At 61.0% G+C, this 11,117-nt stretch carries 15 protein-coding genes and 1 pseudogene; 15 read left to right on the forward strand and 1 reads right to left on the reverse strand.

Annotation, left to right across the window (positions count from 1 at the left end; translation table 11 throughout):
• The first annotated feature begins 35 nt into the window (after positions 1 to 35).
• From HNQ95_RS28175 to HNQ95_RS28245, 15 genes are all read left to right on the forward strand, one after another.
• Positions 36 to 485, forward strand: coding sequence for a Ros/MucR family transcriptional regulator (locus HNQ95_RS28175; RefSeq protein ID WP_182575737.1), 450 nt, complete (start codon positions 36 to 38; stop codon positions 483 to 485).
• Between the two features lie 787 nt (positions 486 to 1,272).
• Positions 1,273 to 1,923 (forward strand): hypothetical protein, encoded by a 651-nt coding sequence (locus tag HNQ95_RS28180; protein WP_182575738.1) that lies wholly within the window; start codon positions 1,273 to 1,275, stop codon positions 1,921 to 1,923.
• Between the two features lie 108 nt (positions 1,924 to 2,031).
• Entirely contained in the window at positions 2,032 to 2,919 is an 888-nt protein-coding gene (locus tag HNQ95_RS28185) for a transporter substrate-binding domain-containing protein (protein ID WP_182575739.1), read from the forward strand.
• On the forward strand, positions 2,916 to 3,575 hold the full coding sequence (locus HNQ95_RS28190; RefSeq protein WP_182575740.1) for an amino acid ABC transporter permease: 660 nt from the start codon (positions 2,916 to 2,918) through the stop codon (positions 3,573 to 3,575). The genes HNQ95_RS28185 and HNQ95_RS28190 overlap by 4 nt, the downstream gene beginning before the upstream one ends.
• The gene (locus HNQ95_RS28195) at positions 3,565 to 4,224 is read left to right on the forward strand and encodes an amino acid ABC transporter permease (protein ID WP_182575741.1); all 660 of its coding nucleotides are present in this window, start codon (positions 3,565 to 3,567) and stop codon (positions 4,222 to 4,224) included. The genes HNQ95_RS28190 and HNQ95_RS28195 overlap by 11 nt, the downstream gene beginning before the upstream one ends.
• 89 nt (positions 4,225 to 4,313) lie before the next feature.
• Entirely contained in the window at positions 4,314 to 5,063 is a 750-nt protein-coding gene (locus tag HNQ95_RS28200; RefSeq protein ID WP_182575742.1) for an amino acid ABC transporter ATP-binding protein, read from the forward strand.
• A gap of 1 nt (position 5,064) precedes the next feature.
• Complete coding sequence (locus HNQ95_RS28205) at positions 5,065 to 6,090, forward strand: succinylglutamate desuccinylase/aspartoacylase family protein (RefSeq protein ID WP_182575743.1); 1,026 nt, start codon at positions 5,065 to 5,067, stop codon at positions 6,088 to 6,090.
• Positions 6,091 to 6,271: 181 nt separating this feature from the next.
• Positions 6,272 to 6,484 carry a transcriptional regulator domain-containing protein gene (locus HNQ95_RS28210; protein ID WP_182575744.1) on the forward strand — a complete coding sequence of 71 codons (213 nt, stop codon included), beginning with the start codon at positions 6,272 to 6,274 and terminating at the stop codon, positions 6,482 to 6,484.
• Positions 6,485 to 6,524: 40 nt separating this feature from the next.
• A complete protein-coding gene (locus HNQ95_RS28215) occupies positions 6,525 to 7,046 on the forward strand; it encodes a DUF2285 domain-containing protein (RefSeq protein ID WP_310329972.1) in 522 nt (173 codons plus the stop codon).
• Between the two features lie 149 nt (positions 7,047 to 7,195).
• Positions 7,196 to 7,477, forward strand: coding sequence for a helix-turn-helix transcriptional regulator (locus HNQ95_RS28220; RefSeq protein WP_182575746.1), 282 nt, complete (start codon positions 7,196 to 7,198; stop codon positions 7,475 to 7,477).
• Between the two features lie 17 nt (positions 7,478 to 7,494).
• Positions 7,495 to 8,382, forward strand: a complete 888-nt coding sequence (locus HNQ95_RS28225; RefSeq protein WP_182575747.1) for a replication initiator protein A — start codon at positions 7,495 to 7,497, stop codon at positions 8,380 to 8,382.
• Positions 8,383 to 8,593: 211 nt separating this feature from the next.
• Entirely contained in the window at positions 8,594 to 9,064 is a 471-nt protein-coding gene (locus HNQ95_RS28230; protein ID WP_182575748.1) for a DUF2840 domain-containing protein, read from the forward strand.
• Positions 9,061 to 9,606 (forward strand): S26 family signal peptidase, encoded by a 546-nt coding sequence (locus tag HNQ95_RS28235; RefSeq protein ID WP_182575749.1) that lies wholly within the window; start codon positions 9,061 to 9,063, stop codon positions 9,604 to 9,606. Before HNQ95_RS28230 ends, HNQ95_RS28235 begins: the two co-directional genes overlap by 4 nt.
• Positions 9,607 to 9,673: 67 nt before the next feature.
• Positions 9,674 to 10,009 carry a DUF736 domain-containing protein gene (locus HNQ95_RS28240; protein WP_182575750.1) on the forward strand — a complete coding sequence of 112 codons (336 nt, stop codon included), beginning with the start codon at positions 9,674 to 9,676 and terminating at the stop codon, positions 10,007 to 10,009.
• A 120-nt stretch (positions 10,010 to 10,129) separates the two neighbouring features.
• A complete protein-coding gene (locus HNQ95_RS28245; protein WP_246719279.1) occupies positions 10,130 to 10,807 on the forward strand; it encodes a lytic transglycosylase domain-containing protein in 678 nt (225 codons plus the stop codon).
• A gap of 106 nt (positions 10,808 to 10,913) precedes the next feature.
• Here HNQ95_RS28245 and HNQ95_RS28250 read toward each other — a convergent pair.
• A pseudogene (locus tag HNQ95_RS28250) lies at positions 10,914 to 11,051 on the reverse strand (transposase domain-containing protein); the annotation flags it as partial.
• Between the last annotated feature and the right edge of the window lie 66 nt (positions 11,052 to 11,117).

Here is an 11,117-nt window from a genome sequence, read left to right on the forward strand (position 1 = left end):
AGCTTGGTAGCCGAGTACTCTCCAGAGGTATTGTGATGACTGAAGTATTGCTAAACTCCAATAGTCAGCTGATTGAGCTCACTGCCGATATCGTGGCCGCCTATGTTTCGAACAATCCAGTCCCGGCCGGAGATCTGCCTGGCTTGATTTCCCAAATCCATTCCAGCATCAGCATGCTCGGCACTCCGGCGACGCCGGTGGAAGAGCGGCCAACACCCCGGATGCCTATTAAGAAGACTGTCACGGACGGTTACATCATCAGCCTGGAAGACGGGAAGAAGTATCAAACCCTGAAGCGGCATCTTGGTATTTTGGGGCTCACTCCTGAAGAATATCGTTCCAAGTGGTCCCTGCCCTCTGACTACCCCATTGTAGCTCCTGGGTATTCGGCAAGGCGCTCAGCACTGGCGAAGCAGCTCGGCCTCGGTCGAAAGCCTGGCGACAAGAAGCCTGTGAAAAAAGCTGGAAGGAAGACCAAGGCGTAGTCAGACCGCCAAGATACCACTCTGGTTCCAGTGGCGGTACCAGCCGGAAATTTACGACCGAAAGTTTGGTTCGAGTACAGATTTGCGAGCAGCGGCCGGTCAAGATTTAGCAGGGCTGAAAGACCAGGCAATTCGCAAGTTGCGCTAACTGCTTCCCGGACACGCTAGCGTTGCTTGACGTTGCGTTAGCTGCGTCTAACCTGCGGTCAGGCTCCTGCCGCCTCCCCAAGGCAACACATGAGCTTAGCGCCAGCTGCAGCTCAACCCCACTCCCACCCGCCCGGCTTCAGTTGGCGCGCTCTCCTGACGAAGTTCACCCGTAACATGACACAACCCTGTGCTCGGACTAATCCGATTATAGGTAACTTGCTGTCACCTTGGCCTTCAGACCGTCGACCGGCGGAGAAGACGTACGCCAGCTCCACCGCCGTTCTCGGGAATGAATTTGATGCCGGCTTTCACGAGAGCATTGATTATCTTTGAGATGGTCTCAGGGCGACCACCAAAAACACCATCCTCTGCCTCCAAACGCGCAATAGTCGGCTCGGAAACCGCAGAATGGTAGGCAAGATCTGTCTGAGACCATCCGAGGAGTGCCCTCGCCGCCTTCACCTGCCGAGTAGTGATTGATAGATTTTCTATTGACATTCAAATGGGCTTGTTGATATTTTTTCTATCAATTCTCTGAGGCCGAGTCGGTGTCGAACCGGCTACTCAGAGCGGCTGACCGTGATGCGCGAACATCTTGGTCAGCCTGACCAAACCCAAGCTGGTTGGAGCTCGGATCATGGCTGATTCCGACAATACCACAGCTTTGCCTTTCGTCACCCAAGGGGGACGAAGGAAGAGCTGTGCTGTGGATGACGACGCGGAAGGTGACATCTCGGTTGGCGTAAGACCGGCCGAGAAGATCGCCGCGCGTTTGCTTGCGCCCGTCGACCCATGCGTGGTCCTGCTGCAGGAGTGGGAGCAGGCACATCACATGGCCGTGGTTTTGTGCCGGCTGCAGCAGCGTCTGGAGATAAGGATCAGGAATGCCCTGAGGGCTTCTGAACCGAGCGGTGGAGCTGAGAACGACCAGCAGAGCGCACCGCAGCCAGCAGATCAGCAGACACGTTGGGACGAGCTCGACCAGAAGGTTGGATACTCACGAGCCCGTGCCGCCGAGGCACAGGCCATCGAGGCTGAAGAAGAGATCCTCGATGCTATTGCCACCACTCGCGCTCAATCACTCGCCGGGGTGATCGCCAAGCTGAAGATCATTGCTGCCGGTGGCGAGGCCATGGGCGACACATCGGCATTCCCCTGGCCGCAAATTCAGTCGGTCCTGGCGGACCTCCAGGCATTGGGCGAAAGCGGCCTGAACGCTGGAACCAATAGCCGCCCAACCGCATCGGACAGCAACACAGCATCCGAAAACTATCTCAGGCGTAGCTGAACTAGGGCCTTTGCCGGATCGCGGGAGGCGAGACTGCGCGGTCCCGCACGTCCAGACATCCGTCCATCGGCCGCGGAGCCAACCTTTTACAACAATGGGAGAGAGAGAATGACCTTCAGAAGTTCTGTACGCCTGCGGCTTGCAGTCATGTGGTGCGTTTTGCTCGCGCTGATCGTTGCCTTGCCAGGTGGTCCGGCCTTTGCCGAGACGGCCAAGGAGCGCATCCTGCGCGAAGGCAAGATCGTCATCGGCATTCACAACCGGACGCCATGGGGCTTTCGTGACGAAGCCACCGGCGAGGCCAAGGGATGGCATCCGGACCTGTTGCGGGCTGCCTTTGCCGAACTTGGCGTCAAGGAGATCGACATCAGGGTCACCGAGTTCGGGGCGCTCATCCCGGGGCTGCTGGCCGGCCGCTTCGATGCGGTGGCCTCTGGTCTGTCCATCACGCCGGAGCGCTGCCGGCAGGTTGCCTTCGGAACACCCGATCTCAAGGTCCATGACGCGGCAATCGTGCTCACTGGTAATCCAAAACAGATCCATGGCTTTGAGGATATCGTCAGCCAGAAGATCATCATGGGTGCCGGCCGCGGCAGCGTGTCGGTCAGGAATGCGACTGTCGCCGGCGTGCCGGAAGGTAACATGCTGCTGTTTCCCGACATCGAGGCAAACATCTCGGCCCTGCGCTCTGGCCGCATCGATGTGACGGTACTGTCATCGCCGACCGTGATCGGGCTGCTTGCCAGCGGCAAGCTGAAGGGACTGGAAAGTGCCGACCCCTTCGTGACGACAGACGAACAGGCAACTTATGCGGCTGTCGCCTTCCGCAGCGAAGACGGGGATTTGCGGGCACTGTGGGATGAACGGCTTCTGGCGCTGACCAAGGACGGCACGGTTGGCAAGGTCATGGCCAGATATGGCTTTGGCGAGACCGAGGTCGTGCCTGATACCGTCACCGTCGAGAAGCTCTGTGGCACGGCTGGTGCCGACAAATGAGCATGCTCGAGATCTGGCTCGGCATCCTGCAGGGCTTTCGCGTCACCGCTTTGGTGACGCTCTATGGCCTTGTCTTTGCCATCCCCTTCGGCCTCATCTTTGGCGTTGCCCAATACCTGACCACAGGCCCGGCGCGGTTCGTGGTGACGTCGGTCATCGAGTTCTGGCGCAGCTCCGCCGTCATCATCCTGCTGTTCGTGTTCTATTACGCCCTGCCCCTGGCCGGACTGGCGCTGTCGGCAATGACCGTCAGCGCCATGGTGCTTGGGCTCAACATTGGCGGCTATGCCAGCCAGGCCGTGAGAGCCGGCCTGCAGGCACTCGATCGTGGCCAGAAGGAAGCTGGCCACGCGCTTGGGCTGTCGCGTGCCACCATCCTGTTGCGCATCGAACTGCCGCAAGCACTCGTCGCCATGAGCCCGACCTTCATCAACCAGCTGATCCAGCTGGTGAAGGCGACATCGCTTGTCTCGCTGGTGACGCTGACCGACATGACCTTCCGCGCCAAGGAGATCTCCCAGATCGAATATGACCCGGTGCCGATCTACAGCTCGCTGCTGCTCGCCTATTTCATCGTCTGCTATCCGGTCGCACTGTTCGGCCGCTGGGTGGAACGACGCATCAACCCGGCAAGGGAGGCGCGTCGTGCAGTTTGATGTGGCCTTTGCGCTGTCGACGGTGCCGACCATCCTTGGCGCCATCGGCATGACCTTGCTGGTGGCAGCAGTCAGCTGCGTTGGCGCCTCGGCAATAGGCTTCGGCCTCGAACTCATCCGCCGCTCCGGTGGGCTGGGCGGGCTGTTCGTCCGCTTCCTGATCGACTTCATCAGGGCAACGCCAGTGCTGGTCTGGCTCTACTGCCTGTATTTCATCCTGCCCTTTTACGGCATTCGCCTTGGCGCGCTTGCCACAGGCATGATCGGGCTCAGCCTCTATTACAGCGGTTATCTCGCCGAGGTGTTCAAGGCCGGCATCGATGCCATCCCCAACGGTCAGGCGGAAGCCGCAAGGGCGCTTGGGATCGGTAGGATGGATATCACCATCTTTGTCATCGCGCCGCAGATGCTGCGCAACATCGCTGCACCCATGGGCAACTACTTCGTCTCGATCCTCAAGGCGACGCCCTATCTGGCGGTGCTTGCAGTGCCGGAAATGCTGGGACGCGCCTTCGATATTGCCTCCGAGACCTACCGCTATGCCGAGCCGCTGACGGTTGCCGGCCTCATCTTCCTCGGTCTCGCACTCCTCATTTCGCACGCCATCAAACGGCTCGAGATCCGACTGCTTGGGCCGACCGCCAGATAACTGACCGGCCGGTAGCCCAGCGGCTGATCGCGTCCTTACAAAACCAGACACTGAGATCGCTGCCTTCAAGCGAACTGTAGAGAGACTCCATGACCCAGACAGACGACAAACCTGCCGTCCAGATCACCTCGCTCAACAAGTGGTATGGCGCCTTCCATGTGTTGAAGGAGGTCAACCTCACCATTCCAAGCGGATCCCGCTTTGTGATCTGCGGACCGTCCGGTTCGGGAAAATCCACTCTGATCCGCTGCCTGAACGGGCTTGAAGCCTACCAGCAGGGAACGGTCACACTTGGCACGATCAGGCTGGGCGACAATGCCAGGGAGACGGCACTGGCCCGCCGGCAGACCGGCATGGTGTTCCAGAGCTTCAACCTGTTTCCACATCTGACTGTGTTGTCGAACTGCACGCTTGCGCTGCGCCGGGTTCCTTCCATGCCGCGCAAGGAGGCCGAGAGCCTGGCGCGGCATTTTCTGGAAAAGGTCCGCATTCCCGAACAGGCCGACAAATACCCTGCACAATTGTCAGGTGGACAGCAGCAGCGGGTGGCGATTGCGCGCGCGCTCTGCATGAACCCGCGCCTGATGCTGTTTGACGAACCGACATCGGCCCTCGATCCGGAGATGGTCAAGGAGGTGCTCGATGTCATGACGGGACTTGCTCATGACGGCATGACGATGATCTGCGTCACCCATGAGATGGGCTTTGCCCGCGAGGTCGCCGACCAGGTGGTGTTCATGGATCAGGGCAGCATTGTCGAACAGGCGTCGCCATCGGCCTTCTTTGCTACTCCCAATCATCCCCGTGCGCGCTCGTTCCTCAACACGCTGCTGCACTGACATGAAGATGTCGCCGGCGGGCGAGACGCGCATCTGGACAACTCTTGACTTCGACCGGGACGGGAAGCAGCACGATTGGCTGCGACTACCCTTTTCGACCGACCAGTCCGCCTATGGCGTCATCCCGATCCCGATCACCTGCATCAGGAATGGCGAGGGGCCGACGGCACTGCTGTTTGCCGGCAATCACGGCGATGAATATGAGGGCCAGGTCGTTTTGAGCAAACTGGCTCGTCAGCTCGAACCCCGCGATGTGCGGGGCCGTATCCTCATTCTGCCTGCGCTCAATTATCCCGCCGTGGTTGCGGGGCGACGCCTCTCCCCGCTCGACGAAGGCAATCTCAACCGGCTGTTCCCTGGCGAGGCAAACGGCACCCCGACCCAGATGATCGCCCATTTTGTCAGCTCGGTACTGCTTACGATGGCCGACATCGTCATTGACCTGCATTCAGGCGGCAGATCCCTGTCGTATCTTCCCTGCTGCCTGATACGCGTTGCTAACTCGGGAGCCGAAACCGCAAGGCTCATGGAACTCATGCAGGTCTTCGGCGCTCCCATCGGATCCATCAGCGACGGCACCGGTGGCGGAGGGGCAACCACTCTTTCTGCGGTAGCCCAGGCTCTTGGCGTTCCAACCCTCACAACCGAGCTGGGCGGGGGCGGCACCTTCTCAACCACTGGCGAGGCCATCGCCAGGCAAGGTATCTGCCGCGTCCTCAACCACATCGGCGTATTGCCCAATGCCGAAATCAATCCGCCGACGCCAGTCCGGCTGATGCGGGTCGACGGGAGGGGCGCGTTCGCATATGCCCCCATTCACGGCATCTTTGAACCTGCTGTCGAACTCGGCGACACTGTAGAAGCTGGCCAATCCGGAGGCTTCCTTTTTCCAGTCGAAGGTCCCCCCAAGCCGCCCGAAGAAATCCGTTTCGCGCAGTCCGGCCTCGTCGCCTGCCGCCGCGCACCGGCCCTCGCCGCTCCCGGTGACTGCCTGTTCAAGCTTGTGACCGATGTCGGGGCTATATGATTGGCAGCACATGACAAAGCATCAATGAAGACACGGTAGTCGTGGTCGGGCGCCGCCCCCATTCCACGGCCTGAGTAAGCGCTCAGCCCATCAATCGCTTCCGGTCAATCCCGGTTTTTTGGGATTCTGTCTGCTGTTCCACTGCATTACGGGAATGGTCCGCAAATTTGCAGGAGGATGCATGAAGCCGGATTCGTCTGAGTGGCGCAGCTCGCAGGCCTACGATTTCATAAGCAACGTCACTCCGGATGCCCTCGCCTGGGAATTTCTGCGCCGCAATCCAACCTACCAGCGCGAATTTGCAGACATGCAGCAAATCAACTCCACGCCTGATGCCATGTCCCCGAACGCGCTGCGATCGCAGTGGGGGCTTCGATTTTCCAGCAAATCCTGATCGCCCGGCAACCAAGCAGCCGGTTTACTGGACACCCGAGGTGGATCCGGCTGTTATCCTGCTCATCAACACGCCGCCACTGCTGGCTGACGACGCGGACGTCGTCGCCGCTTTGCCGCCAGCTGTTTCAAAACGTGACGAGTTGGGTGAGCATTTGCGTGCCGTCTCGGCGGCAAATAGCTGCCAGATTGCTCTGCTTTACGGCACCGACTGCGCGCGTCCCCTGGCTGCCATAGTACCTCTCGACGCCAAGGCCCCCGAACGACTGTCATCCCTGGAAAGATATCTTAGATCGGCCAAGGGAAGCAGCGTACCCGACAAACGCCTGACATCATCGCAACGCGTTCGCCTCGGCCACATGCTTCGCGCGCTAGACGGCCGCATCGAAGGGGCCTCCCATTTCGACATAGCCCACGCTTTGTTCGGTCCCCGCTTCATCTTCGCTGAGGACTGGCAGGATTCGCCATTTCGTTACACAACGCTGCGCCTCATTCGCGATGGCTACAGAATGATTGAAGGAGGCTACCGCCAACTCCTGCGGTTCCGGCGGCGCGACGCCTGACTGCCGATGCCAAAGTCCGGCGGCAATGTGCATGTCCGTGCGAAATAGGCTCCATCCATTTCGCACCTGAACAACGCCGGAGCCCTTCTCCATCATCGCCCATGTCCGCCGCTTGTCAGCGGCTTTCAAAACGTGATGGAGATGCCCCGATGAACGGTCGAAACGCCGGCTTGCCGCCACGCTTTCTGCGCACCAAGGAAGCGGCTACGTTTCTGAGCCTGTCGGCCAGGACGCTCGAAAAGCACCGCACCTACGGGACAGGCCCCGACTATCGCAAGCTCGGCGGCAGGGTCGTCTATGCCATCGACGATCTCCAGGCCTGGGCCAATCGCGGAGCCATGACCTCGACATCCGACCCACGGGGCACCGTGCTTCCGGCCAAACGCCATTCCCTTATGGCTGTAGCACATGCCGACCGCTTGGCCCGCTGATCGCTCGGCTGCTCCCCTTGTCGGCGCGAACTTGCCTACCTTCGGAGCGCGGACAGCTTGATCTGTTCCATGCGCTCCCCGGCGACTTCGCTCCTCGCGATGCACAGGACCTCATGGCCTATCCATTGTTTTCCCTCGCAAAATCCAGACGCACGGCACCCATCGATTTTAAAGCCGGTGGCGTAACCATCCGGGTTGAAGCCGTACCGGATCACGGCATGGCAACGATCTGGGACGCAGACATCCTCATCTGGGCCGCCAGCCAGATCGTCAACGCCCGCGATGCCGGACTGCGGACATCACGACTGATGGCTACGACGCCCTATGAGATCCTGACCTTTACCGGGCGCGGCGTCAGCTCACGCGACTATCAGCGCCTGAAAGCCGCGCTTGATCGTCTCCAGTCGACCACGATCGCGACCTCCATCCGCCAGCCGGCCGAGGGCCGGCGCCATCGCTTCTCCTGGCTCAACGAATGGCAAGAACGGACCGACCGGGATGGACGGCCAGTCGGCATCGAACTGATCCTGCCGGATTGGTTCTATCGCGCGGTCCTCGATGACGCGCTCGTGCTGACCATCGACCGGACATATTTCGACCTGACCGGGGGCCTCGAGCGTTGGCTTTACCGCATCGTGCGCAAGCATGGCGGACACCAGCAATACGGCTGGAGGTTCGACTTCGCCCATCTGCACCACAAGTCCGGCAGCCTCTCGCCCCTCAAGCACTTTGCATACGACCTGCGCGACATCGCCCGACGACAACCCCTGCCTGGCTACCGCCTCGGCATCGAACACCAGGTCGACGGTCCTGATGTCCTCACCTTCGTCGCCACCAATCCGGCCGCGTTCACCTCGCCGCGCCCGGCTCGGAAACCATCCTCGCGCTTCGGGGGCAAGCTGTGAATACGCTCGTGCTATCGGGGACCACCCCTGTCGTGCCATCGGGGACCCGACCTTCGTGCTATCGGGGACCGGAATTGACGATTCCTCGTCGGATTCCAGTGCCTTGCGGCCACCGTAACGTCTCTAACCCAGATTCTTTCAGAATCTTTCTAACGCACCCCTGCCTTCGCCGGCATGAGGATGACTGCCCCACAACTGCGGGGAGCTCGTCATGAACGCAGCACTCCTCACCCATGTCGAACTGACCTTTGTCGAAAAGAAAATCGAGCACTGGATCCGCTTCGGTCGGGCAGCGCACGAACAACGTATCGATCGCCGCCGTCGCATCCTCTACTTCCAGCCCGGCACGATCTTCGCCTTTGTCCGCTGGGCCTCCAATGACTTCGGCACGGTGATCTCACGGATCGACATTGTGCGTGCGGTCGCCCGCGGCGAAGCCTATCAGACGCTGCCATTCGTGCGTCCAGGCGGCGACATCCTGCTCAAGATCGATAGCTGGCCCAAAGTCGAGCGCGTGCTTCAGGTGATCGATGCGATTGAACGTCTCGGCATCGATCCCGAAGCCGTATCGCCCGATCACTGGCGACACGTTCACAACCGAATGACCGCCGGCCACGAGCCAAGGGCACACACGCTCGACCAGCATCGTGCCTTCCTTCTGCGCCAGAGGACGAAGTCATGAGCCGCCTCTCCATCGTGCTTATGACTGCATTTGCTGTAACTGGCGTCGGCTATCCGGGGCTCACGCCGATGCCGATCAGGCTGATGTGGAACGCTTCGGCCAGCGCGCCGATCGGCCTTTATTGGATTAACTTCGACAGTCCTTTCGAAGTCACTGATCTTGTCGCCGTCGACGCGCCGGAGCCGCTCGCGATCTTCTTCGCCGCGCGCAACTATCTGCCGAAAGGTGTCCCGCTCGTGAAGCGCGTTCGCGCGGTCTCCGGGCAAACCGTCTGCCGTTCGAACGTTCTCATCACAGTCGACGGCATCGAGGCTGGCACCGCGCTCGAGCACGATCGCGCGGGCCGTACACTGCCGACCTGGAGTGGATGCCTGCGCATCCCCGCTGACGAAATCTTCCTCATGAACTGGGAGGTCCGCGACAGCCTCGACGGTCGCTACTTCGGCCCGATGTCCATCGACCGCATCATCGGCCGCGCCATCCCGCTTTGGACCGAAGAGGAAGACGACGGCCACTTCGAATGGCGCGCGTCAACGCGGTGAGCGCGCCAGCTGCAGCGTAGGTCTCGCTGCCGCCCCCATCACTGCCGAACCAGAAAAGGAGTTAGCCATGCCACAGATCGGACTGTTCACGCGCGAAGGAGACAGCTTCTCGGGCCGCATCCACACCTTCACGCTCGACCTCGAACTCACCATCGTACCGGTCGAACCAGGCGACGGTGACAACACACCCGACTATCGCGTGCTGCACGGCATCGATGACGGACAGGAGGTCGGAGCAGGCTGGACACGCACCAGCGAGAAGGCCGGTGAGTATGTTTCGCTGCAGCTCGACGACCCGACCTTCCACGAACCGATCCGCGCACGCCTGTTCCGGAATAGTGACGACGCGACCACATGGTCGTTGCATTGGAGCCGTCCACGCGACCGCAGCGAGACGGCTTGAGTCATGCCCTGCCCCGACGTTCCCATCGCTTCTCGGCTGCGCCCAACGCGCAGCCGATCGGTCGCCGGACAGCGACAGCAGGTTCACTGGTTCGCGCTTCGTCTTCTTTCCGGCCTCCTATTGTCGGCCTGCTCGGTCGACCCATCCTTTGGGCAAGCCGACGCGGCACAGCAGTCGCTGCCCACTGATCCTTATGCCGCCCACATCACTGAGGCTTCACGACGCTTTGCCGTTCCGGCCAGCTGGATACGTGCCGTCATACGCAAGGAAAGCACCGGTGACGCGCGCGCAGTGTCCGGCGCCGGAGCGCGTGGCCTGATGCAGATCATGCCGGGTACCTGGGAGGAGCTACGCAGTCGATGGCCGCTCGGACAGGACCCGTTCGATCCGCGCGACAACATCCTGGCGGGCACCGCCTATCTGCGTGAGATGCACGATCGCTTCGGATCGCCGGGTTTCCTCGCGGCGTATAATGCAGGCCCGGCCCGCTACGAAGCCTATCTCGCCGGTCACCCTTTGCCGGCCGAAACCCTTGCCTATGTCGCTACACTTTCCACGCTGATCGACGGCGGTCCGCTCGCGGGCTCGGCGTCGACGCCGTTGTCGCCTGGCGGTGCGGAAACGCTGTGGCCCAGCTCGCCGCTTTTCGTTCGAGCCGCCGTCGGCACTGAGCCGACGCCGTTCGAGCGCGAGAACAGTGCAGCCGCCGAGCGCTCCGTTATGCCCGATGCCATTGCCATCAAGCCGCGCTCGAACGGCCTCTTCGCCGCGCGCACCGGTGTGGGAGACCCGTTTTGACTGTCGTCGCGGAATGGCGATGTGTGGCGGGCATCCGGCAGCGCAGGGCAAAGTACGGCGTTGGTGCTGGAGAAACGACGTATGCGTCCGGGGGCTGCACGTGATGTCAGCTCTTGACGGGATTTTGCGCTTTCCACGCCCATGGCAGGAGTTCGTCGAGGCCGCTGACGGGATGCCCATCGAGCATGCGCTGCAGTACGTCGGCCAGATAGGCATAGGGCTCGACATCGTTGAGCTTGGCAGTTTATGCCGACCGTCGAACTATGCCGAGTGCCTCTTTGACCATGGCGGTTGGAGTGCGCTTCTCCCG

Origin of the sequence: Aminobacter ciceronei (assembly GCF_014138625.1) — a bacterium.
GTDB lineage: Bacteria > Pseudomonadota > Alphaproteobacteria > Rhizobiales > Rhizobiaceae > Aminobacter > Aminobacter ciceronei.